The 20,913-nt window shown below is 45.4% G+C and carries 26 protein-coding genes; 12 read left to right on the top strand and 14 right to left on the bottom strand.

The window, feature by feature from the left end:
- Positions 1-19: 19 nt before the first annotated feature.
- The 9 genes from ACTHQF_RS10115 to ACTHQF_RS10075 all read right to left on the bottom strand — a co-directional run bounded on the left by ACTHQF_RS10115 (position 20) and on the right by ACTHQF_RS10075 (position 7,461).
- The gene (locus ACTHQF_RS10115) at positions 20-1,156 is read right to left on the bottom strand and encodes an efflux RND transporter periplasmic adaptor subunit (protein ID WP_440430086.1); all 1,137 of its coding nucleotides are present in this window, start codon (positions 1,154-1,156) and stop codon (positions 20-22) included.
- Between the two features lie 151 nt (positions 1,157-1,307).
- Positions 1,308-1,670 carry a hypothetical protein gene (locus ACTHQF_RS10110; RefSeq protein ID WP_440430084.1) on the bottom strand — a complete coding sequence of 121 codons (363 nt, stop codon included), beginning with the start codon at positions 1,668-1,670 and terminating at the stop codon, positions 1,308-1,310.
- A gap of 68 nt (positions 1,671-1,738) precedes the next feature.
- Positions 1,739-2,131: a monovalent cation/H(+) antiporter subunit G gene (gene mnhG, locus ACTHQF_RS10105; RefSeq protein WP_440430082.1), complete on the bottom strand. Its 393-nt coding sequence runs from the start codon at positions 2,129-2,131 to the stop codon at positions 1,739-1,741.
- Positions 2,128-2,400, bottom strand: coding sequence for a monovalent cation/H+ antiporter complex subunit F (locus tag ACTHQF_RS10100; RefSeq protein ID WP_440430080.1), 273 nt, complete (start codon positions 2,398-2,400; stop codon positions 2,128-2,130). The genes mnhG and ACTHQF_RS10100 overlap by 4 nt, the downstream gene beginning before the upstream one ends.
- Positions 2,397-2,873, bottom strand: a complete 477-nt coding sequence (locus tag ACTHQF_RS10095; protein ID WP_440430078.1) for a Na+/H+ antiporter subunit E — start codon at positions 2,871-2,873, stop codon at positions 2,397-2,399. The genes ACTHQF_RS10100 and ACTHQF_RS10095 overlap by 4 nt, the downstream gene beginning before the upstream one ends.
- A 6-nt stretch (positions 2,874-2,879) precedes the next feature.
- Positions 2,880-4,382, bottom strand: a complete 1,503-nt coding sequence (locus ACTHQF_RS10090) for a proton-conducting transporter transmembrane domain-containing protein (protein WP_440430076.1) — start codon at positions 4,380-4,382, stop codon at positions 2,880-2,882.
- Positions 4,379-4,735: a Na+/H+ antiporter subunit C gene (locus ACTHQF_RS10085; protein ID WP_440430075.1), complete on the bottom strand. Its 357-nt coding sequence runs from the start codon at positions 4,733-4,735 to the stop codon at positions 4,379-4,381. Before ACTHQF_RS10085 ends, ACTHQF_RS10090 begins: the two co-directional genes overlap by 4 nt.
- Position 4,736: 1 nt before the next feature.
- A complete protein-coding gene (locus tag ACTHQF_RS10080) occupies positions 4,737-5,150 on the bottom strand; it encodes a Na+/H+ antiporter subunit B (protein WP_440430073.1) in 414 nt (137 codons plus the stop codon).
- A 1-nt stretch (position 5,151) separates the two neighbouring features.
- Entirely contained in the window at positions 5,152-7,461 is a 2,310-nt protein-coding gene (locus tag ACTHQF_RS10075) for a putative monovalent cation/H+ antiporter subunit A (RefSeq protein WP_440430072.1), read from the bottom strand.
- Between the two features lie 302 nt (positions 7,462-7,763).
- Here ACTHQF_RS10075 and ACTHQF_RS10070 point away from each other — a divergent pair, with 302 nt between their 5' ends.
- The 3 genes from ACTHQF_RS10070 (at position 7,764) to ACTHQF_RS10060 (ending at position 9,740) form a co-directional block, all read left to right on the top strand.
- Positions 7,764-7,973, top strand: coding sequence for a hypothetical protein (locus ACTHQF_RS10070; RefSeq protein ID WP_440430071.1), 210 nt, complete (start codon positions 7,764-7,766; stop codon positions 7,971-7,973).
- 178 nt (positions 7,974-8,151) lie between these two features.
- Positions 8,152-9,156, top strand: coding sequence for a 3-dehydro-L-gulonate 2-dehydrogenase (gene yiaK, locus ACTHQF_RS10065; RefSeq protein WP_440430070.1), 1,005 nt, complete (start codon positions 8,152-8,154; stop codon positions 9,154-9,156).
- Between the two features lie 233 nt (positions 9,157-9,389).
- Positions 9,390-9,740, top strand: a complete 351-nt coding sequence (locus tag ACTHQF_RS10060; protein WP_440430069.1) for an ExbD/TolR family protein — start codon at positions 9,390-9,392, stop codon at positions 9,738-9,740.
- A 57-nt stretch (positions 9,741-9,797) separates the two neighbouring features.
- Here the strand turns inward: ACTHQF_RS10060 and ACTHQF_RS10055 are convergent, their stop codons facing one another.
- Both ACTHQF_RS10055 and ACTHQF_RS10050 read right to left on the bottom strand, forming a co-directional pair.
- Complete coding sequence (locus tag ACTHQF_RS10055) at positions 9,798-10,547, bottom strand: metallophosphoesterase family protein (protein ID WP_440430068.1); 750 nt, start codon at positions 10,545-10,547, stop codon at positions 9,798-9,800.
- Positions 10,544-11,287: a nucleotidyltransferase gene (locus ACTHQF_RS10050; protein WP_440430066.1), complete on the bottom strand. Its 744-nt coding sequence runs from the start codon at positions 11,285-11,287 to the stop codon at positions 10,544-10,546. Before ACTHQF_RS10050 ends, ACTHQF_RS10055 begins: the two co-directional genes overlap by 4 nt.
- Positions 11,288-11,426: 139 nt before the next feature.
- Here ACTHQF_RS10050 and ACTHQF_RS10045 point away from each other — a divergent pair, with 139 nt between their 5' ends.
- From ACTHQF_RS10045 to ACTHQF_RS10030, 4 genes are all read left to right on the top strand, one after another.
- Positions 11,427-12,008, top strand: a complete 582-nt coding sequence (locus ACTHQF_RS10045; protein ID WP_440430065.1) for a Crp/Fnr family transcriptional regulator — start codon at positions 11,427-11,429, stop codon at positions 12,006-12,008.
- Positions 12,009-12,156: 148 nt separating this feature from the next.
- Positions 12,157-12,624 (top strand): VOC family protein, encoded by a 468-nt coding sequence (locus ACTHQF_RS10040; protein ID WP_440430064.1) that lies wholly within the window; start codon positions 12,157-12,159, stop codon positions 12,622-12,624.
- 6 nt (positions 12,625-12,630) lie between these two features.
- The gene (locus tag ACTHQF_RS10035; protein WP_440430063.1) at positions 12,631-13,266 is read left to right on the top strand and encodes a DinB family protein; all 636 of its coding nucleotides are present in this window, start codon (positions 12,631-12,633) and stop codon (positions 13,264-13,266) included.
- Positions 13,232-13,738 carry an SRPBCC domain-containing protein gene (locus ACTHQF_RS10030; protein WP_440430061.1) on the top strand — a complete coding sequence of 169 codons (507 nt, stop codon included), beginning with the start codon at positions 13,232-13,234 and terminating at the stop codon, positions 13,736-13,738. Before ACTHQF_RS10035 ends, ACTHQF_RS10030 begins: the two co-directional genes overlap by 35 nt.
- 71 nt (positions 13,739-13,809) lie before the next feature.
- Here ACTHQF_RS10030 and ACTHQF_RS10025 read toward each other — a convergent pair whose 3' ends face one another.
- Together ACTHQF_RS10025 and ACTHQF_RS10020 are read right to left on the bottom strand one after the other, a co-directional pair.
- A complete protein-coding gene (locus ACTHQF_RS10025) occupies positions 13,810-14,301 on the bottom strand; it encodes a DinB family protein (protein WP_440430059.1) in 492 nt (163 codons plus the stop codon).
- A gap of 54 nt (positions 14,302-14,355) precedes the next feature.
- Positions 14,356-15,315 carry a helix-turn-helix transcriptional regulator gene (locus tag ACTHQF_RS10020; RefSeq protein ID WP_440430057.1) on the bottom strand — a complete coding sequence of 320 codons (960 nt, stop codon included), beginning with the start codon at positions 15,313-15,315 and terminating at the stop codon, positions 14,356-14,358.
- 69 nt (positions 15,316-15,384) lie between these two features.
- Here ACTHQF_RS10020 and ACTHQF_RS10015 point away from each other — a divergent pair, with 69 nt between their 5' ends.
- The 5 genes from ACTHQF_RS10015 to ACTHQF_RS09995 are packed head-to-tail and all read left to right on the top strand — an operon-like array spanning position 15,385 to position 19,990.
- Positions 15,385-16,086 (top strand): ABC transporter ATP-binding protein, encoded by a 702-nt coding sequence (locus ACTHQF_RS10015; protein ID WP_440430055.1) that lies wholly within the window; start codon positions 15,385-15,387, stop codon positions 16,084-16,086.
- Positions 16,067-17,014: an HlyD family secretion protein gene (locus ACTHQF_RS10010; RefSeq protein ID WP_440430053.1), complete on the top strand. Its 948-nt coding sequence runs from the start codon at positions 16,067-16,069 to the stop codon at positions 17,012-17,014. Before ACTHQF_RS10015 ends, ACTHQF_RS10010 begins: the two co-directional genes overlap by 20 nt.
- Positions 17,015-17,016: 2 nt before the next feature.
- Complete coding sequence (locus tag ACTHQF_RS10005) at positions 17,017-18,150, top strand: ABC transporter permease (RefSeq protein ID WP_440430051.1); 1,134 nt, start codon at positions 17,017-17,019, stop codon at positions 18,148-18,150.
- Between the two features lie 2 nt (positions 18,151-18,152).
- The gene (locus ACTHQF_RS10000; protein ID WP_440430050.1) at positions 18,153-19,439 is read left to right on the top strand and encodes a TolC family protein; all 1,287 of its coding nucleotides are present in this window, start codon (positions 18,153-18,155) and stop codon (positions 19,437-19,439) included.
- Between the two features lie 11 nt (positions 19,440-19,450).
- Positions 19,451-19,990, top strand: coding sequence for a 2'-5' RNA ligase family protein (locus tag ACTHQF_RS09995; RefSeq protein ID WP_440430049.1), 540 nt, complete (start codon positions 19,451-19,453; stop codon positions 19,988-19,990).
- 1 nt (position 19,991) lies between these two features.
- Here the strand turns inward: ACTHQF_RS09995 and ACTHQF_RS09990 are convergent, their stop codons facing one another.
- On the bottom strand, positions 19,992-20,912 hold the full coding sequence (locus tag ACTHQF_RS09990) for a TIM barrel protein (protein WP_440430047.1): 921 nt from the start codon (positions 20,910-20,912) through the stop codon (positions 19,992-19,994).
- Position 20,913: the final 1 nt, after the last annotated feature.

Below are 20,913 nucleotides of genomic sequence, written 5' to 3'. Positions count from 1 at the left end.
TTTGTTGATTGTAGGGACCTTAGTTCTTCGCGATCATGGTGCTTTGGGGCATACTCATCGTCTTCGGCGCCACCTTTAACCCGTCACGCAAGTTCTGACTTCCCTCAAAAACCACTTTGTCGTTTGTACTTAAACCATCTACAACGGTGTAGAAGTGTCCAACACGTTGACCGGCCTTAAACGGCGTCATTTTAATGGTGTTGTCGTCTTGAAGTACATAGACATAAGTTCTGTCCTGAATCTCGAACACTGATTTCTGATGTACCGCAAGCAATTCACCGGTTTCCATAGGTACACTGATCTTTCCGGAAGCGCCGTGTTTAAGCAGGCCTGATGGATTTGGAAAACGCGCTTTCAAGGAAAGCGAACCAGTATTCTGGGCAAACTCACTCTCCGCAAACACGGCATCGCCCTGATATGGATATATCTGTCCATTTGCAAGTGCCAGTTTGACACGTTTGTTAAACTTGTTTTTGTTGTAGCTCGAGTCGGAAACGATGTTCAAGTACTCTTTTTCCGAGATATCAAAATAAACATTAACTGCGGTCAGGTCAGATACTGAAGTCAGTAGTGAACCTTCTTCCAGCAAACTTCCGGCTTTAAGTGGAATTCTGTCTATTCGGCCGGAAAATGGTGCACGGATCAGGGTATTCGCCAGCCTGGTTTTGGCATGCTGTAGTACGGATCGTGCTTCAGCTACCCGGGATTCTGCCGCTTTTTGTTTGGCAGCCGCAAGGTCCATATCGGTTTTAGACACAATGTTGTTGTCGACCAGGATCTTGGTTCTAGCTTTTTCCAGTTGTACGGTCTTTGCATCTGCAATAGCATTGTTCAGCGCTGCTTCTGCCTTCGCATATTCCGCTTTATATTCTTCATCATTTATCTTAAACAACACCTGACCTTCTTTTACTTCCGCGCCTTCTTCAACGTAGATCTTATCCAAGAAGCCAGCTAAACGGGATCTGACCTCAACATTCTTTACAGCCTGTATATCGGCGATGTACTCGTTATAAATTACGGTGTCTAACTCGGCTACTGCAGTTACAGGTACCGACTTGGGTGCTGCGGTTTCCGCGTTTTCTTTGCTCTGTACAGTGCAGCCCACAAAGGCAATGGTGCTTAAAAAAAGGAAATTCGCTAAAAGGTTGACTTTCATGTTAATTAGATGAATTAATTAAATTTTATAATATAGAAACAGGGGTTCCTGGTGTCGAAAACAGGTTAAGGCGCCGATAAACGGCAAAAGCATACACTAAGCTTTTGAAACAAAAACAGCGCAGCACGACAATACTTTAGCAGCAGAAATGCTAGAAGGGCTTAAGCCGGAAAAGAAAGGAATAGTAGCCAGGCAGGCAGAAGCTTCTCGCCCGGTAAAAAGGATGATCAGTTACTTTTGTAGTTTGAAACTGTCGGTATAAAAAGAAGCAGAGGACAAAAGCGATGGCACCTATCACCGGTGTTGCTGCTTTTACCAAGCGATATTCCTCATTGGGAACTTTGATGTCTTGAATGTTAGCTTTAGGCAAATTTAACAGGTCGTCCACAAAATACTCTACAATAGAGTGGCCGTCCAACGTCGTATCTTTACTTACTGCACTAAAGCCAGCCTCGTAAACAATGATGTTCAGATATGCAAATAACCCGATAAAATGGAAAAATTTGAATAACATACGCGGCAAAGTTATAAATCTTACGGCTGTATCGTTAAATGTAATACCATTTTGACAGTTAGATGAGGCTAAGTACCCTCTGGTCGCTTACCTTGCTGTTCAACCTCAGTCTTCTCCCCAGATTCCGGATCTTTTTTCTCATAAAACCCACTTAATTCATCAATAATTGTACCCTTCCAGATCGATACGCCAGTATGGTATGCGGTTTTGCCAATCATGTGGGCAGCAACGGGTGCCGTTAAAATGAGAAAGAAGATGATCGCCATTGCTTTGGTGGTTACCGAAACATCCGAAAAGGTGAATGCAGCACAAATTAAAAGCAAGCCGACGCCAAGGGTAGAGGCCTTTACCGTTACGGACAGCCGAAGGTAGAAATCCGGCATACGTAGAATGCCGATGGAAGCAAAGAGTATCGCCAGTGCACCAATCGTGCTGAATATGGCTGTTAGCAGATCTGTCATTTTTTAATTTGTTTATCCAGGTAAAACGAAAATGCTATGGTACCCAGGAAGGCAATCAGGGCAAAGATCATTGCAACATCGAGCAACACCGACTCCATAGAACGGATGCTATAAACTGTAATCAAAGCAATACCTGCGGTGATGATCAGGTCCAGTGCAATTACCCGGTCCACAACCTGTGGCCCTTTATACAGACGTATCATCACCAGGATAATCGAAATGATTAAGATCGGGAAGATCACGTAATCGAAGTAAGTATTTAATGTCATCGTAAAATTTCTAATAGTCTATGTTCAAAACCTTTCTTGATTTGGGCAATAAAATGTTCTCGGTCTTTGAGATACATTACATGGATGAAGAGCGACTTTTTGTCTTCACTGATGTCCAGAATTAAGGTACCTGGTGTCATCGAGATCATGGTTGATAAAAGGTTGATCTCTATATCTGTTGTAGCTTCCAGGGGATAGCGAATAATGCCTGGTTTAAAAAAGTATTTCGGCGTGATTACATCATAAGCCACCTGAACGTTTGCTGCCAGCATTTCATACAGGAAATAAAGGACGAAGCCAATTGTCTTAGGTACCTTGTTGAAATAACGCCGGTCTTCTTCATGCCTGTTCATGACCCACAGGATGAAAAAGCCGAGCAGAAATCCGAACAGAAAATTAGAGTAGTACATCGAACCGGTAAGTGCTACCCAAATGAAGGATAGCAGCAGGTTCATCAAAAAGTGTTTCATCATAGCTTTCTATTTTCCTAAAACTGCCTTGATGTAAGGAGTTGTGTCCAACATTTCATTTGATATCCGGTCGACAACCTGAATAATGAATTCTGCATTTAAGCCAATAAAAAGTGTAACGGCGGCAAGAATCCCTATAGGGAGGACCAGGAGTATTTTTCTGAGTAAACCAAGTGTAACAAAGGTATCGGTCAGCGGATCGGTTTTGGAGGCCTCCTTCCAAAACACCTCCGCCCAGAGTTTAGCAATAACATATAAGGTGATAAAGCTGGCCAGGATTAAGCTGGCGATAAAAAAGTAGTTGTTTGCATTGAAGCCAGCTTCAAACAGGTAAATTTTAGGCCAGAATCCTGATAATGGTGGAATGCCGACAAGAGAAAATAATACCAACGCTATTAACAATGATATTTTCGGGTATTCCGAGTACAGCCCACCGAGTTTTGCGGTGTCCAGTGTACCTCTTAGTTGGCGGATCAACCCTGAGATCAGGAATAAGTTCGTTTTTACCATAATATCATGAATCAGGTAAAAGACGGCACCCATGAAGGCTATTTTCGTGTAAAGGCCTAAACCACCTACGATAAATCCGATATGGCAGACAATCAGGTAAGAGAAAAGCCTGCGGATATCGTGTTTGATGATCGCGCCAAATGCGCCGGTAAGAATGGTTAAGATGGCCAGAACGATTAATACCGTCCGCAGAAAATCATTAGGTATGAAGATCAATGTAAAAACCCTGAACATCGCGTAAAGACCTACCTTGGTAAGCAAGCCACCGAAGGTCGCGGCAACCGCCGAAGGTGGTGTATGATAGGAGGAGGGAAGCCAGAAATATAAGGGGAATACAGCTGACTTGATCCCGAACCCTATAATAAAGAACATCGCTGTAAGGTTTACAATGGATTGGTCCTCAACCAGCGGTATTTTCAGCGACAAATCTGCCATATTTAAGGTTCCGGTAATACCATACAAAATGCCAATACCAGTCAGGAAAAAGGTCGAAGCCAAGATATTTAAAGCCATGTATTTCACTGCACCTTCCAGCTGTTCCTTTCTCCCACCAAGCGTCAGCAGAACGAACGATGCAATAATGATCACTTCGAACCAAACATAAAGGTTGAAGATATCGCCAGTAAGGAATGCACCATTAAGCCCCATGATCAGGAAATGAAAAATTGGGAAATAGCCGTAGAGCATCCTCGGTTTTCCAACACCTACAGACGAAAAGATGGAAACGGCAAGTGCAGCAATGGAGGTCAATAGTACAAGTGTGCTGCTAAACAGATCCGCTACGAACACAATACCAAAGGGTGCCTGCCAATTCGCGGCATTCATCATCAGGATTTCACCGTTATAAACTTTGATAAACAGACTCACTGAAAATACTAAGCCTATGGCCGCGCCTGCGATACTCAAGGCACGCTGCGTAACGGTTCTGGTCCAAAAGGCAAGTTGAAGTATAGCCGTGAACAGGTGAATCAGTACAGTTGCTATTATCTGGTTATCAATCATAAATCTTCTTCTTCCGGGGTATTTAGGTCATCCAGGTCGTCTGAGCTAATCAAAGCATAGACCCGCTTTAATAGTACAATTGCAAAGGAGGTTAATCCAAAACTGATTACAATGGCCGTAAGAATTAGCGCCTGCGGTACGGGATCGGCATAGATATCTTCAAACACTTTTAAATCAGCTCTAATGATCGGCGGCTTGCCTTTCGTGATGTTTCCTAATAAGAAGATCAGCAGATTGGTGCCATTACCAAGGAGCATAATCCCCAGCAGGAGGCGTACCATACTTCTTCTCAGGATCAGGTAAACGCCAGCGGAATACAGCACACCGATGATAAAGACTAAAAGTAACTCCATATTAATGTGTATGCAGTGAAATCGTGAACAAAATGGTTAATACCACACCGATAACAACCAGGTACACACCAAGATCGAAAAACAATGCAGAGCCCAACATCCCAATGACCGGGATAGGTTCTTCAAACCACAAGCCTGTCATAACCGGATAGCCAAAGAATACGGGTGCAAACATGGCCAGGGCAGCGATCCCCAGCCCCAGGGGAATCAGTGCAAGTGGCTTATAACCAAGGATCTTCATCGTATTGATGGTTCCATGAGCAAAGCTATGCAGCACAAAAGCGATGGAAGCGACTAGGCCTCCTACGAAACCGCCACCAGGATAGTAGTGCCCCCTTAAGAGCAGGAAAAACGAAAATAGCAGCAGAATGGGTAGCAAATACCTCGATGCTGTTTGTAAAATTGCACTTCTCATATTATTCTTTCTCTGAAGATGTTAACCTCAATTTAATTAAACTATAAACGCCAAGCGCTGCAATGCTGAGCACCACAATCTCGAACATGGTGTCAAAACCGCGAAAATCAACAAGGATCACATTCACCACATTTTTACCCTTGGCAAGCGTATAAGCGAAGTCACCATAGTATTTACTGATGGCGATGTCCGTTGGTACCTGTAACACCCGGATCGCGATGATCGAGAGGATAATTCCAAAGCCTAAGGCGACGACGGTATCCCGGATGACAACCCGGTTATTCGCCTGATTGATAAAAGGTGGCAGGTTAAATAGCACAAATACAAACAGGACCACGGTTAAGGTATCAATGGTAAACTGCGTCATGGCAAGATCTGGTGCGCTGTAATACACAAACATCAGACAAATGGCATAGCCAATTACACTTGTGCCTACCACCGCTGTTAGTCTGGAAGATGTCGTTACCGTCAGGATTACCGCTGCCATTAAAATAAGAACATTTACCGCTTCGTAAATGCTGATTGCGGATAGCTTACTGTAATCAATATAGATCGGTCCGCCAATGAGCAATTCGTAGGCAAGCAGTAATTCTGCAAAGAGGATGATTTTCAGTAGATACGATCTTAGAAAGCCATTATGCATAATATTGGTATACCATTCTGAAAGATCAATGAACCAATCACCGAGCTTTCCAAAAAACGCCTGGGGCGCAAAGGCCTGAAGTGGATTTAGTAATGCCAGCTTCTTCTCGTCGGCCTTATTAAACAGGTATACCAAGGTTCCAGCAGCCAGTGTGACGAGGCTCAGCGTCAGTACCATATTGAAGCCATGCCATAGTTTCAAGTTTACCGGCTCAGTGCCAGCCTTGACGGTTTGCAGCGCTGCGGTGACCAGTTGCGTGCCGGCAAGCTGTGGCAGCAGCCCGAAGATCAATCCCAGAAGTGCCAGGATTAGTGGCGGTATCCACATAGCTTTTGGGGGTAGATGAACTTTATTATATTTCTCCGGCAGTGCACCCATAAATGGCTTAATCCCAGCCATAAATCCTGCAGCAACTAAACACACATTGGTGATGATCGCGGCAATGGTCAGATAGATGCTGAGCTGCTGATCTGCATGTAATGTTGCCTCATAAATGAGATCTTTGGATATAAATCCGAAAAGCAAGGGCATTCCGGCGCTGGAGAGTGCTGCAAGCAAAGCTGCAATAAATACGGGTAGGAGTACCTTTCTCAGTCCGGCTAGTTTTGTAAGCTCCCTGATGCCCGTCTCGTGATCTATAATTCCCGTGGTCATAAACAAGGTAGCTTTATAAAGCGCATGTACAACAATGAATGTAATCGCTGCAATCAAAGCTGCTTCGGTGCCAAGGCCAATCAGAAAGGTGAGGATCCCAAGTGCAGCAATGGTTGAATAAGCGAGGATACTCTTTAAGTCTGTTCTGAACAAAGCATGTACTGCAGCATATATCATCGTAAAACCACCAAAGATCATCAGCGTATAGGACCATGCAGGCGTACCGCCCAGAATAGGTGTAAAACGTGCGAGCAGAAATATGCCTGCTTTCACCATGGTCGCGGAATGCAGGTAAGCCGATACGGGTGTAGGTGCTTTCATGGCGCCGGGCAGCCAGAAATGAAAAGGGAACTGGGCAGATTTGGTAAAAGCTCCAACAAAAACCATAGCGATAGCCAGGGGATACAACTCGTGTCCCTTTATGAGATCCGCTGATCGAATTAATTCTGAAATGCTAAAGGTACCAGCGATGGTGCCAATCAGGATCATGCCGGTAAGCAGGAAAAAACCGCCGAGGCCGGTGATACTTAAGGCTGTTAATGCACTCTTTCGTGAATCCGCGTTGTCGTTATTAAAACCGATCAGGAAGAACGAACTAATGCTGGTTAGTTCCCAAAATATAAATAGCAGCAGTATATTATCGGACAGGACAATGCCCAGCATGGAAGCCATGAACAAGCAGAGGTATGCAAAAAAGCGATCCAGATATTGATGTCCTTTCAGGTATGCGCTGGCATACAAGAAGATCAGCGTCCCTATTCCTGAGATTAACAATCCAAATATCATGGAAAGCCCATCTAAGCGAAGGTCGAAGTTGATGTTCAATGATGGCACCCATCGGTAGTGTTCATAGACAACCCCGCCGTTGGACATCAATGGAACTTGTTGTAAGAGATAACAAAATATGGCCAGCGGAATTAAAATTAAAACGGCACACCATTTTGTCCGGAAGAACTTTCCGAAGGGAATTAAAAGGCCCGATGTTATTAATCCTGATAGTACAGTAAATAGCATTTTTTGGGGATTTTGTTGCAGATGACCCCCAAAATAGTAAAAAAATAGCCTTTTTCCTGCATTTTCGGCAATATTCTTCTGTTATATCTGCTAAACTAAATGGAGATGTCCTCGAAGCTGGGCCGATCATTGCACCATACGTATTGAAATAGACCAGCTGTCCAGGTAACCGGCTCTGAAAGCCTTTAATCGAGCTTAAATGCAGAATAGAGGGTCAACCCGGGGCAGAATATATCCCCAATTCGGGGAAAGTTTCCACAGGTATAGATCTGGTTTTAAGATTGATCATTAATTTTTTAACAATGACTGAAGTTTTTTACTACAACACATTCAATCAGCTCCAGCAGTTAAAACTGCACAACATGGATGCTGCTGCATTTGTTGACAGCACGAAGGGATCCGCCTTTAAGATCTTCTGTATTCTGGAAAATGGCTTAATTAAAAATAGCTCCCCAGAATTTTCAAATGTTGAAGCCGAACTATCCGATTCGCTGCTCAACATCCTTTGTTAATACTGCCTATTTAGCCCGCGCATCTAAAACGATGTATCGCATCTCTCAGGCTACTTAGCCCTCCAACTTTCACATTCTTAGCTACAGCTGTCCTCATATTTGAGAAAATGTGTGAAATATATGTGTATTGAATCTTTACCTATCAACTGTTATCTTTCTTAGAAACTAATCTGGAACAATGTTGAGAATCTCAGCCGACAAGATGAGGGAAACCTTTTCTACCGTTTTACAGCAAGCCGGTTTTTCGATTGAAAAAGCTAATGCTTGTGCAACAATCTTTACTGAAAATAGCTGTGACGGCGTTTACACACACGGGTTGAACCGTTTCCCCGTCTTTGTTGAAATGGTGCGACAAGGTTTAGTTGACAGTAAAGCCGAACCAGTGCTGATCAGCAAAAATGGTCTTATTGAACAATGGGACGGAAAACTGGCGCCTGGCATGTTAAACGGGAAACATTGCATGGGGCGGGCGATAGCTTTAGCTGAACAGTCGGGGATCGGCTGTGTCGCCATCAGGAACACCAGTCACTGGATGCGGGGCGGGACCTATGGCTGGCAGGCTGCGGAGCGTGGTTACATTGGCATCTGTTTCACCAATACGATTGCCAATATGCCCCCCTGGGCTGGTACAGATCCCAGGTTAGGTAATAATCCCTTAGTCATTGCTGTGCCGCGTAAGCAAGGCCATGTTGTGCTGGATATGGCCATGTCTCAATTCTCCTTCGGCAAGTTACTTCAATACCAGTCTCAAGGGAATGCGTTGCCGCTTGCCGGTGGGTATGACCAGCAAGGTCAGCTGAGTACCGATCCTGGTGCAATTATTCAGTCTCAACGCCTGCTCCCGGTTGGATTCTGGAAGGGGTCTGGCCTGTCTTTGATGCTGGATCTTTTAGCAACCATTCTTAGTGGAGGACGTTCTACCGCGGAGATTACAGCGGCTGGTAAGGAATACGGAATCTCCCAGGTATTTATCTGCATAAAACCGGAGGATCCAGATCTTTGCGAAACGTTGACGGAACAGATCATCACATATACCAAGAGCAGTACACCTGAAGATGCCGAAAACCCGGTAAGCTACCCAGGTGAGCATACCTTGAAAACGCGCCGGGAAAACCAGGCCCAAGGTATTCCAGTAGATGAAAAGATTTGGAATGAAGTGTTGCAGCTGTTGCAACATAAGTAGGAACAGCTGGGTCAGGCGATGCAGCCGCTTTGGGGTCGACCCGGCCTTAAGCCGCCCTCAACCCGGCCTTGAGCCGCCCTTGAACCGGCTAGGGGCGGGTGAACACCCGTCCAACCCTTGCTACATGCCTTTTTAATCCCCAGTTTTTAAGGGTGTTATGACTTTTAACCTGTAATTGTCGTAGGAATTTGTGGAATCACCGAGGTTAAGTCATCCTGAAATAAACACCCATCATGGCTGAACTAACGACTTCCTCTAACAGAAAAGCAGTACCAAAAGTGGATCTTACTGCGATGGTGGATCTTGCATTCTTGCTGATCACCTTTTTTATGCTTACGACGTCCTTGTCTAAACCAGTAGCAATGGACATTGCAAAACCAATAGTTGATCCTGAGACCAGGCTTGAGTTGCCGGCGTCGAGGACAATGACGATTTTGCTTGGCAGAAATAATCAACTGCCCTGGTACATGGGAGAGCCAGGCAAAAGCCTGCCGAAGGTGGAAGGCTATGGTACCGCACCTGCGATAGATGATGAACATTTTAGCGAGGCAGAACTTGCCTTTTTAGCGAAGAACAACCTTTAGCGTTTTTGTATACCGGAGCGTGTTTATGCGCTCCGGTATACCTATGATATATCAAAACTATACTTCAAAGGTGTAATACCCACAAGGATAGCCATGTTTTCGTAAGATCGGCAGTGCGACGTTAAAAACTTTGACACCGCCTGGCGCTTCCCCCTCAAGGGTTCCAGCATGTGCGTGGCCATGGAAAGCAGCGATCACGTTTTGTCTTGATAACGGCTCCGCAAGGCGTGAAGAACCAAGAAAAGGATAGATCACTTCCGGCTCGCCAACGATGGTCTGGAAAATCGGGGCATAGTGCAGGATTGCAATCTTTTTAATATTTTCATGTTGTTGGTCCAGCTTCGCCAGAGCACGCTCCAGATGCAGCGCTTCATCAACGGCTTCCTGAACGAAAGCTTTCATGGCGCCTTCGCCAAACATTGATAACATGTATTTGTCGAAACCCCCACCGAACCCTTTCACTCCGGCAAAGCCAACACCTTTAACGACAATTGACTCTCCATCCAATATGGTCATTCCGCTATCCTGCAGCATTTGCCGGATGAGTTTATGCCGGCCTTTCTCATAGTCGTGGTTACCGAGCACGCCAAGCACAGGGATGCTACATTGTTTCAATTCTTCAATCAGAATGGCTGCTTCACCTTCATCGCCAGTGTCTGTGAGGTCTCCGGCAATGATCAGCACATCAGCCTTACCGGAAATTTCCTTGAAGCAATCGGCAAACCGGCCTTTGTCCGTTTCCTTAACGTGGATATCCGCCATTGCTGCAATTCGTATCTTGTTTTCTGCTGTTTCTTCCATCATCATGTGGTTTTTATTGTACTCACTTTATAGTTCCATAACTTGATGTCGACTTCATATTGAGTCTGGTCAATTATAGGGCCTCTGCAAACCTTTTCTGTGGAAAAAGGAATGTCATACTGTTCCTTCGCACGGTCTATAAGTTCATCAAAAAGCCATTTGGGAACGATATCCATATAGTCTGCCGGATAAACAAATTGGAAGATCAGGAGCTGTGCAAGTAGCAAGTGCCAGTGCTGGTCCATCCGGAACAACAAGCGTTTCCAATCCATGTCCTTACCTTGTTTCAGCAGCATATGGTTGATGTCGGAGCCATCATATCGCTCCCGGTTTTGCACATACAATTTACACCAGATCAGCTCTTCCAATGGAAGAAACTTCACGGGAACCCCTGCATATTCCCCTTCCATAGCGTGTTCATACCAGGAATCATCTACCGTGCAGATGTTATTTACGGTGTCGAAAATGATATCGATGTACTCACCGTTCTTATGGATTTTTGCCAGCCAGCGGATATCTGTCAGTTCCGTTTCATAACCGTGCTCGGCTACAACTTTCAGGATCTTCGGATATTCGGATGGTTTGCAGAAGATATCCAGGTCTTTAGAATCTCTTACAATGCCGGTGTAGTTGTACATTGCAAAGCCCCCACCTAGCATATAGTTTAACTCGTTTTCGTTAAGAATTCTTAAAACCTCCAGATAAAATTCCTGAGCTTCCGCTTTTTGTTTTTCAGATTGGGCCATTTATGTTTAGCAATTTGATGCCCATTAATAACTAATTTTCATGCTCCAATGTTTGCTGTAAGGGAAACAATGGCGATTCGCTTGTAAAAAGCCCATCTTTTTGGGCAGACATTCCCTGCTTTTTTCTTACCTTAAGGTTATGGCTTTAGCTTTAAAATCCTTGTACCAGCATCCGCTTCTAACACCCCGCGATTTGCAGGTGATAATAGATGCTCATGAGCCTATATCATTCAAAAAGGGGAACTTTTTGCTTAAAAAGGGGCAAATAGCGAATGCCTACTTCTGTGTCGAGACGGGGCTCATACGCTCATTTGTATATGATTACAGTGGGAATGACATTACTACGGGTTTTATTGGTAAAAATGAAATCGCCATTGACGTGGTATCACTGTTTACCCGGGTACCTTCAGAAGAATATTTTCAGGTGCTTACGGACTGCGAATGTTACCGGATTGACCTGGAGACCTTCCAGGAGCTATACCACTCCATCAAGGGACTAAATGAATGGGGGAGAGCCTGGATGTCCGGGAGTCTTTTCGAGTTGAAGCAACGTACCATAGCAATGATCACCGAATCGGCAACGGAGCGCTACTTGCGGCTCGAAGCGCAACATCCCCAAATCCTTCAACAGGCACCCTTGAAGTTTATTGCCAGCTATCTTGGTATCACGGATTCTTCGCTTAGCCGTATTCGAAAGGAGCGCTGTAAGGCAAGCCTCTGATGCCATAGAATTATCGCCGAGCAGTTTTATAGCCTGAGATTTGCCTGAATAATTGCCTGGATTTCTTGTCTTAAGACAAGTGATCTGAATCTGTTTCATCTTAGCTTTGGAGTTATTAATCAACTGTAAACCTCTAAACAACAAGATCATGAAACTAAATCCTTATTTAAATTTCTACGGTAATGCGGAAGAAGCATTCCGCTTTTATCAGTCCATTTTAGGTGGTGAACTCCGGGTGATGAAGATGGATGATGCGCCCGGTGCAGATAAGTTGTCGGAAGCTGAGCGCAATATGGCGATGCATGTGTCTATTCCTATCGGTGATGGACAATTCCTCATGGCATCCGATTGCCTGGAGTCACAAGGACAGCAGCTGACTTTTGGAAACAACAATTACATCGCGCTATCACCAGACAGCCGTGATGAGGCGGATCGCATATTCAATGGGCTTTCGGCCGGAGGTGAGGTGGAAATGCCGATGGCGGATATGTTCTGGGGCGATTACTTCGGTTCCTTCAAGGATAAATATGGTGTGTACTGGATGATTATGTACGAGACGACACCGGCTGCGACGAATGTCTCCGAGGAAGCCGGTCAACTTTATGAATCTCAATAATACGACATGAAAAAGATATTAATTCTTCTGCTGCTTGCTCCGGTCGTTACCGGAGTATGTGCACAGCAAGCAAAGCAGGTAAACGTTGCTGCAGCAGCGTCAACGAAGGAAAATGACAAAGCTTTCCTGAACGACTACTTCATGCAGACTTATGCGAAACTTGAAGAAAGTACCTCGGGACTCACGAGTGAACAACTGAATTTTAAACCGGCAGCGGATAAATGGTCGATCAACGAATGTCTGGAGCACATTGTGCTGACAGAGAAAGTGCTGTTTGAGGAAGCCAAGAAAACTATGGAGGCACCAGCAAGCCCTAAACGCCGGAAAGATGTTAAAGTTAGTGATGAAGAGGTAATCAAAGGCATGAGCGATCGTAGCCATAAAGTTAAGGCACCAGAGGCGCTGACCGGTAAAGGCAAGTATAGTAATGTGTCACAGGCCCTTGAAGAGCTTACGCATAGCAGGAAGTTGGTGTTTGATTATCTAAATACCCGCCCCATTGCAGACCTGCGCAATCACATCAGCGATAGTCCCTTTGGACCCACAGACGGATATCATGCCTTTTTGTACATTGCAGGTCATATGGCAAGACATACCGGGCAGATTGATGAAATCAAATCAAGCCCGGGCTTTCCCAAGTAACAACTTTTACGCGATGAAAGATCAGGAACTATCAATCAAAACAAAAATTCAAATCTTAAAACCGGCATCCGTGGTTTTCCAGGCAATTGTAGAACCAGCAGAGATGTCAAATTACTTCATCTCTAAAGGATCCATGCGCATGGAAACCGGTGCGGAGCCATTTTGGCATTTCCCTGAATTTGAAGAAGGGTTTACCGTGCGGGTAAAGGAAGTGAAACCAGAGACATATGTTGCTTTTTACTGGGACACTGAAGTGGGGGAGACCCTGGTGGAGATCAATCTCCAGCCCATTGGAGAAAATGCGAGTGTTGTAACCGTAACGGAAAAGCCCTCATCTGAACAAACAGCAGACATCAAATGGCTTAAAGGTAATACGGAGGGTTGGGCAAATTTTCTGGCCTGCATGAAAGCCTGGTTGGAGTATGGTGTTCATTTGCGGAAAGGTGCATTCGATTTTATGTCAGCACAATAATGTAAATCTGCCTGGTTGAACTAAATAATCCTTTTGGATCAAAAGTAGTTCAGTCAGGCAGATTTATATGCCTACTGCTCGTCCGCGCTAGGACCGTAGCTTCCTGGTATTGGAATATCCAATAGTCGCAGGTAAACACCCAATTGGGCACGGTGATGAATGATCTGGCTCATAGAATGTCTTACCAATTCTCGTTTGGTGATGGACATATAGATCGCATCGCCGTTCCTCAAGGTCCATTGTGGATCCAGATCTTCTTCTTTTGCAGTCATCAAATGTTCCCTTGCACCTGCAAGTTCTTTTTCAAACAGGGCAAGTAATTCAGCGTTGTTATTCCATACCGGTGGACTATAGGGTGTCGCGGCAAAATCCATTTCCTCACTTACAAAAGCCAGGCTCATCCAACCTGTGAGCTCCGCGACGTGGCCCGCAAGATCTTTTATTTTCATGCTTTTAACATGTGGCTGCCAGTCCAATTTATCATCAGGAACACGCTCCAGCATTTTACGGGTTACAATTGATTCCTCATCAAGTTCTTTTAGAAATTCTTTAAGTGTTGACATATGCTTGTTGATTAGTTTTAGACAAAGAAGCAAATTGGTGGTGACAACCCTATGTCAGCAGCATTGCATTTGTTGCATTTTTTTTTCTGCAGCGGTATGGATTGTTTTTACTTTTTCAATTAGGGCATTTGGGCTAAGGATGGTTGCACAATCAGAAAAGCTCATGTACCAACGCGCAAATCCCTCTAATGACATCGTCATGAAGTCCATGATTACACCTTCAGGTGTAATTTCTTCCGATACGAATCCTTGATAATATTTTTGTTCTCCCAGATGAATATAGGCATGCTGATCTAAGCTAATTTGCACTGGCTGCAGCGCCATCTCCCGGTAAAGGCTTCTTACATAGTTCATGAAGGGCTCGTGTATATCATCAAACTGAAGTTCCAGCAAGCGTATGTTTAAGATCCGGTCGAACCGAAAGTCACGAATGGCTTTTCGACTACGGCACCAGGCAATCAAGTGCCAGAAGTTATCCAGAAAGAAGACCCCGATGGGTTCAACCTGCCTGTTCGTATGTTCCTGGCGGTAATAGGCGAAATAGTCGATTTCCAACAGCCGACGTTCAGCAATTGCTTTTAGAATGGTCTGCATGGCATTTTCGCCAGGATGGTTTGCTGGTCGTCTGCTTTCAAGTACCTCAATGCGGGTATCAATATGTTCAAGGTAGTTTTGTTCGGTACTGCGCAGCACCGCCCTGATCTTATCCAGTGCAGCGCGATAGCTGGCGCTGTTCGCGGCATCAGTAAGGCTGCTGACGAGTTTCTCCGCGGTGAGAAAAGCTGTAGCTTCTTCGCGGCTGAACATTACAGGCGGCAGGCGGTAACCTGCGGCAAGGGAGTAGCCTACGCCGGCCTCACCGATGATGGGCACCCCAGCTTCCTCAAGCGAACGCATGTCGCGGTATACGGTACGAAGGCTGATGTCGTATCGTGATGCAAGATCTTGTGCCTTAACTACTTTTCGGGATTGCAGCTGAATCAAAATCGCGGACAGCCGGTCTAATCGGTTCATAAACCAAATTTATCATTATAAAACCGCTAAATTACCAACCTTAATTGCTAAATATTTGTTAAGCACTCAATGCAGGAGACCATAATATCCTTAAAAGGCGTAAATAAGATCTATAAAACAGGCGACACGACGATTACGGCGCTGGATCAAACGGACCTGGAGCTTAGAAAAGGTGAACTTACCTTAATTATGGGCCCCTCCGGCTCTGGAAAGACAACCCTGCTCTCCATTATAGGATGCGTGATTTATCCAACAGCGGGTGAAGTGTACTTTTTAGACCGGAAAGTAACGGACCTCAGGGAAAATGAACTTGCTGCCATTCGGCTTGATCAGATCGGGTTTGTCTTTCAGCAATTCAACCTGCTCGAACCACTAAATGCGCTGGAAAACGTGATGCAGCCCATGGTGCTTCAGCGTTTGCCCAAAGACGAAGTAAGGGCACGCGCTAAGCGCGCACTAGAGAAGGTAGGCTTGCTGGACCGCATGAACAATCTTCCTAAAAAGCTTAGCGGTGGCCAAAAGCAGCGTGTGGCGATCGCCAGAGCTTTGGTCACCAATCCACCAATTGTGTTGTGTGATGAACCTACAGCCTCACTGGATGCGAAGAGTGCCGCCGTGATCATGGAGGAGCTTAAGGATCTGGCGCAGGAAGGAAAAGCGGTTATTATTGTGACACATGATTTAAGATTACGCAAATTTGCCGATCGCATCATTTATGTGGAAGAAGGCAAAGTATCTAATACAATTTCGAATGAAGAGGAATACAAGTAATACCTTATTTGCGCTGATGATGCTGTTAAGTGCCTGCGGTGCTGGCGACAAAAAACAGGAAGCTCCGCTGAAGCCTGAGCAGGTTGTTGCAGAAGCCAGGGAGGTCATTAGCGTCGGTAAAATCCTGCCTAGAGATGGCATTATCAGCATGTCGGCCACCATAAGCGGGACTATTGAAGCCATCCAGGTGAAAGCGGGCGACAGCGTAAAGAAGGGTGATCTAATTCTGCAACTTGGCGCGGCGCAGGAACAGCTTGCCGCATCAGAAAGCCAGGCCCAAGTTGCGGCGCAGCTTGCCAGCAATGCTGCGGATGCTTATGAGGTACGCATCGCCGAACTTAAGCTTCAGGAACTATCAGCAAAATACCAGACCAGCAAGTCGCTGGCTGAAAAAGGGGCAGAAACACAAGAGGTTTTGAATACAGACTACATCAATTATGAGCAGCAACTGCAAAAAGTAGCTCAGGTTAAACAAACCCAGCGCGCCAATCAACAATCGCTGAATGAGCTGCGGCAGCGACAGCAACTGTCGGCGCTGAACCTGAAGGATCGAAGGATCAAGGCGCCTACAGCGGGCATTATTCTGAATATGGATGCCAAAGCGGGGCAGGTGCTTGAAGCCAGTAAGGCCTTTGCTGAACTTGCACCTGCAGGAGAACTGGTTGCGGAATGTGAAGTAGATGAACTATATGCCTCAAAAATAAAACTTGGACAGCGGGTACTGATCTATCCAACCAGCAATCCAAATCCAATAGCCGAAGGTCAGATCAGCTTCGTAGGTGCCTCGCTCCAGGACAAGTCCATTTTGTACGAACAGATTGGGGAGGGTACAGACAGGCGGGTTCGGCGCATGACGGTGAAGATCACCAAATCTGAACGTCCGCTGCTGATCAATGATAAGGTTGAATGTAAAATTATGTTGAACTGATTATGATCCTGCTGGCCTGGAAATTCATAAAGTTTGATCGCTCGAAGAGCATCGGGATCGTCACTGCCATTGTGATCAGCATCTTTTTAATAGGTCAGCAGCTGGGACTGCTTGGCTTTTTGATGGGGCTGATGGGCAATCTTGTGAGTAATGCCAATCTTGATGAGCGCGACATTTGGGTGATCGAAAATCAAACCGAGAATGTTAATGTGCTGAACCGGATTGATCAGCGTTATGTACAGGAGCTGCGCAGCATAAAAGGGGTTGAACAAACCTATCCAATTTTAATCGTCAATTGTCAGGCCTCCTTTCTCGATGGCAAAACTGCAGGCGTGAGCCTGGTCGGCAGTGAAGCACCGATGTTTATCACCGGGCCCAGACAGGAACGCATCTTTGAAGGCAAGCTTGCCGACCTGGCTACACCGGAAGCTTTGTCTGCTGAGTTCTTCAATGCATCTTCCTGGAAGACAGATCTCTATTTAAATAAACCCATCGAGATCAATGGTAAAAGCGCGCGGATAAAACTAATCACCAAAAAGGCCCAGGCTTTTGGGGGCGATTTTATGTATACCACCATCGAGAATGCCCGCTTCTATGGAAATTTAGATCCTTCTACGGTAAGCATTGTATCTGTAAGACTTCAGGAGGGGGTAGACAAAGCAGCGGTAATTGCGCGAATCAATAGGCTATATCCTAAATTGAGGGCATGGGACGTAGAAAAGTTGAGGAACTCGACGGTGAAGGAGATACTAATATCCTCCAACATGGGCATGAGCTTTGGTACGCTGGTGGTATTTGCGATGATCAGTGGTTTTTTCATTATTGGCCTGACACTATATTCTTCAGCGCTGGATCGTATAAAAGATTACGGTACGTTGAAGGCAATTGGTGCAAAAAAGGGCTATGTAAACCGGCTTATTGTTACCCAGGCTTTCTTATATGCCGTGTTTGGATTTCTCATAGCCATGGTGCTACTGCTCGGATTCCAACAAGGTGTTAAGAACAGCGGATTATTTATTGACTTCAGTATACTGTTTATTGCGTTCCTTTTTGGATTAACCTTGCTGATTTCCATCGGCGGCTCGCTGTTCGCTGTTCGTAAGATCTCCAAACTGGAACCAGCATCTGTATTTTAATTATGAATCGAATAGTCCTTACCATATTAGCCGTTTGTGGCAGTTTAGGCGCTTATGCACAAGGGCTTTCCATTGACTCGCTCTGGGCGCAGGCAAGTTCTTATGAAAAACTCAGACAGGCGAATACCAATGTATCTCTTGCTACTCTGAACATCAAAGCGGAGCAGCTCGGGCGCTTACCACTGATCTATGGCGAAGCAAATCTGCAGCGCAATCTGATCACGCCTTCCACACCGGTACCTGCAATAGCTTTCAATCCGGATGCTGCACCCGGTGAGATCCTGCCTTTAAAGTTTGCCACAGACTGGTCCGCTAAAGCTGGTATTCAGTTTAGTATGGACATCTTTAATCCACAACAGAAGCTCGCACTGAAAACGGCTGAACTGGAACGTAAAGCAGCTACACTCGATTATGATCAAACCCTACAGGACTGGAAAAAACAGGTTACATCTGCTTATGCAAAGGTGGTGATCTCCTCCAGACAGTATTTTGAGGCCGTTGAAGACTCCCTCAGGTATGCGGAAATCCTTGACATCACGCAGGACCGGCAGAAAGCTGGCCGCACGACTTTGATGGAACTTAACAAAGCCAAACAGGAACTTATTAATAGACAGACACAGCTGCATGAAGCTTTCCGGGTGCTTGAAGTGGCGAATATCGAATTTTCTAAATATGCAGATACAAAAGGATTTACACAACTCTCGAGCTCCATTCCGGATATTGTTGCAAAGCTAAAAGCAGACGCGAGGAATGTTCAACTGGAGCATATACATATAGAACAGCAGAAGATCGCGTTGCAACTTCAATCATTGAAAAAAGAGGCTTTACCGTCCTTGACCCTGAATGCTTTCTATGGAAGCCAGTTTTATAACAATACTTTGTCGTTATGGAACAACAATAACTGGTTTGGCAATAGCTACGTTAATATAGGTGTACGGCTTCCAATTTCTGAAAACATAGACCGGGCATTGAAGAAAAAGCAACTTGGCCTGCAGAATCAGCTGATAACCTCTCAGTATCGTGAAGAGGCAGCGATGGAGGCGGCCAATTTCCAGCAGCAGGCGCTAAATATCGTGCAGGCGGAAAAAGCCCTTGAAAACGCCAGAGCTATCGAGCGCTTATCAACCGAGAACATCACGCTGGCGCAGGCGCAATATAAAGCGGGCAAGATCTTGCTGTCTGAATTAAATCAGGAGCTTAGTACGCATTTTAAAAATTTGCAGAACGTCTGGCAGGCAGAATACGACCACTTGTTAGCGGTGTTGGAACGTTATGTTGCAGAAAACTAGGAGGACCTATCATGAAGTATTTTATAGGAATTGTTCCACCGGAGGATATATACCAGAAATTACTTGACATACAAACGCAACACGGAGATAACCGACTGGAGCCACATATTACTTTGCGTCCGCCGGTTGTTCCATCGCCGGAGCGAGGTTGGTTGCAGGTTGTGGAGCAGCAAGCTGCAGCAGCAGCGCCCTTTGAGGTGTTGCTGCCTGGAACAGGTACCTTTGGAAAGCGTGTGATGTTTGTCCGGGTGGAATCTTCTGGCCTGTTGAAGTTGCATGCCGAATTGATCCCTGCCTTGAAGGATCTTGAACCTGTAGCAGCTAAACAAGAAAGGGTAGGTGATTTCCATCCTCACCTTACGCTTGGACGTGCCTGGTGCGGGTTTACGGTAGATGACTTTGAAAGTATGAAAAAGACGGCGGAAGGGTACCTGTTGGAGAATGATGTCCGATTTATGGTATCTGCCTTGAGAATATATTATAAGCCTGACCCTCAGGGCGGGTATCAGGCTTATAAGGATGTGCCCTTATCGGGCGATTCGCCAGTTTGATTTAGGCGTATTGCTGTTGAATGCGGCGTAGCAGTTCTACGGTCTTGCGGATACCTTCTTCTTCGGAAAGCTTTGTACCTTCATACTCTATACCTACGACTCCGCTCCATTTACCGTCGCTGATAATTTTGAACATACGATCAAAATCTATGGTGTCTTCGTTGCCTTTTGCATCGAAGTTAAAGGCTTTAGCACTGATGCCCTTGGCGTAAGGAAGCAGGTCTTTTACACCTTGATACTTGTCGTATTCTTTGTCTTTGCTGATGCGGAAATTACCAAAATCAGGCAGTGTACCGCAGTATGGATTATTCACTTGTTTCATTACGGATGCCAGCCAGCTGCCATCGGAGGAATAGCCACCATGATTTTCCACTATGATGTTGATCTTGTGTTGTTTTCCAAACTCTGCTAATCGGCCAAGTCCGTCCACAACAGCAGTTTTTACCTCATCGGCAGTACCATTTCCGGCCGCATTAACACGGATACTATTGCAACCAAGGTACTTGGCTGCAGCAACCCACTTGTGGTGCTTCTCAACCGCCTGCTGTCTTGCCTTTTCATCCAGATCGCCCAACATACCTTCACCATCAATCATGATCAAGTGGTTTCGTATGCCTTCGCCTTTTGTAATGGTTAATAACTCTTTAAGGTAGGCCTGATCGGATTCTTTCTTGTCAAAAAACGGACTTACATATTCAACGATGTTGATGCCAAAATCCTTCTTTGCTTTCATAGGAAATTCCAGGTTCGTCATCTTTTTCGCGAACAAGGCTTTGTGAAAAGACCATTCTGCAAGGGAGATTTCGAAAAATGGCTTTTTCTCCAGGGAGAAGGCATCAAAAGGTAACAAAGGAGATAGGCCGGCGGCTGCGGACAGCATGCCCAGATTTTTAAGGAAGGACCTGCGGGTGTTTGAGTTCATA

This window comes from Pedobacter sp. SAFR-022 (assembly GCF_051965375.1).
Lineage (GTDB): Bacteria > Bacteroidota > Bacteroidia > Sphingobacteriales > Sphingobacteriaceae > Pedobacter.
The sequence above is the reverse complement of the archived record's forward strand: the minus strand, read 5'-3'. Positions and strand labels throughout refer to the sequence as shown.

Coding starts and splice junctions, on each gene's coding strand:
- ACTHQF_RS10070 (WP_440430071.1), top strand. CDS start 7,764: ATGACTGAAGTTTTTTACTACAACACATTCAATCAGCTCCAGCAGTTA.
- ACTHQF_RS10040 (WP_440430064.1), top strand. CDS start 12,157: ATGAAACTAAATCCTTATTTAAATTTCTACGGTAATGCGGAAGAAGCA.
- ACTHQF_RS10055 (WP_440430068.1), bottom strand. CDS start 10,547: ATGATGATGGAAGAAACAGCAGAAAACAAGATACGAATTGCAGCAATG.
- yiaK (WP_440430070.1), top strand. CDS start 8,152: ATGTTGAGAATCTCAGCCGACAAGATGAGGGAAACCTTTTCTACCGTT.
- ACTHQF_RS09990 (WP_440430047.1), bottom strand. CDS start 20,912: ATGAACTCAAACACCCGCAGGTCCTTCCTTAAAAATCTGGGCATGCTG.
- ACTHQF_RS10005 (WP_440430051.1), top strand. CDS start 17,017: ATGATCCTGCTGGCCTGGAAATTCATAAAGTTTGATCGCTCGAAGAGC.
- ACTHQF_RS10095 (WP_440430078.1), bottom strand. CDS start 2,873: ATGATGAAACACTTTTTGATGAACCTGCTGCTATCCTTCATTTGGGTA.
- ACTHQF_RS10090 (WP_440430076.1), bottom strand. CDS start 4,382: ATGATTGATAACCAGATAATAGCAACTGTACTGATTCACCTGTTCACG.
- ACTHQF_RS10075 (WP_440430072.1), bottom strand. CDS start 7,461: ATGCTATTTACTGTACTATCAGGATTAATAACATCGGGCCTTTTAATT.
- ACTHQF_RS10050 (WP_440430066.1), bottom strand. CDS start 11,287: ATGGCCCAATCTGAAAAACAAAAAGCGGAAGCTCAGGAATTTTATCTG.
- ACTHQF_RS10100 (WP_440430080.1), bottom strand. CDS start 2,400: ATGACATTAAATACTTACTTCGATTACGTGATCTTCCCGATCTTAATC.
- ACTHQF_RS10035 (WP_440430063.1), top strand. CDS start 12,631: ATGAAAAAGATATTAATTCTTCTGCTGCTTGCTCCGGTCGTTACCGGA.
- ACTHQF_RS10045 (WP_440430065.1), top strand. CDS start 11,427: ATGGCTTTAGCTTTAAAATCCTTGTACCAGCATCCGCTTCTAACACCC.
- ACTHQF_RS10025 (WP_440430059.1), bottom strand. CDS start 14,301: ATGTCAACACTTAAAGAATTTCTAAAAGAACTTGATGAGGAATCAATT.
- ACTHQF_RS10020 (WP_440430057.1), bottom strand. CDS start 15,315: ATGAACCGATTAGACCGGCTGTCCGCGATTTTGATTCAGCTGCAATCC.
- ACTHQF_RS10085 (WP_440430075.1), bottom strand. CDS start 4,735: ATGGAGTTACTTTTAGTCTTTATCATCGGTGTGCTGTATTCCGCTGGC.
- ACTHQF_RS10110 (WP_440430084.1), bottom strand. CDS start 1,670: ATGTTATTCAAATTTTTCCATTTTATCGGGTTATTTGCATATCTGAAC.
- ACTHQF_RS10000 (WP_440430050.1), top strand. CDS start 18,153: ATGAATCGAATAGTCCTTACCATATTAGCCGTTTGTGGCAGTTTAGGC.
- ACTHQF_RS09995 (WP_440430049.1), top strand. CDS start 19,451: ATGAAGTATTTTATAGGAATTGTTCCACCGGAGGATATATACCAGAAA.
- ACTHQF_RS10080 (WP_440430073.1), bottom strand. CDS start 5,150: ATGAGAAGTGCAATTTTACAAACAGCATCGAGGTATTTGCTACCCATT.
- ACTHQF_RS10115 (WP_440430086.1), bottom strand. CDS start 1,156: ATGAAAGTCAACCTTTTAGCGAATTTCCTTTTTTTAAGCACCATTGCC.
- ACTHQF_RS10015 (WP_440430055.1), top strand. CDS start 15,385: ATGCAGGAGACCATAATATCCTTAAAAGGCGTAAATAAGATCTATAAA.
- ACTHQF_RS10060 (WP_440430069.1), top strand. CDS start 9,390: ATGGCTGAACTAACGACTTCCTCTAACAGAAAAGCAGTACCAAAAGTG.
- mnhG (WP_440430082.1), bottom strand. CDS start 2,131: ATGACAGATCTGCTAACAGCCATATTCAGCACGATTGGTGCACTGGCG.
- ACTHQF_RS10010 (WP_440430053.1), top strand. CDS start 16,067: ATGAAGAGGAATACAAGTAATACCTTATTTGCGCTGATGATGCTGTTA.
- ACTHQF_RS10030 (WP_440430061.1), top strand. CDS start 13,232: ATGAAATCAAATCAAGCCCGGGCTTTCCCAAGTAACAACTTTTACGCG.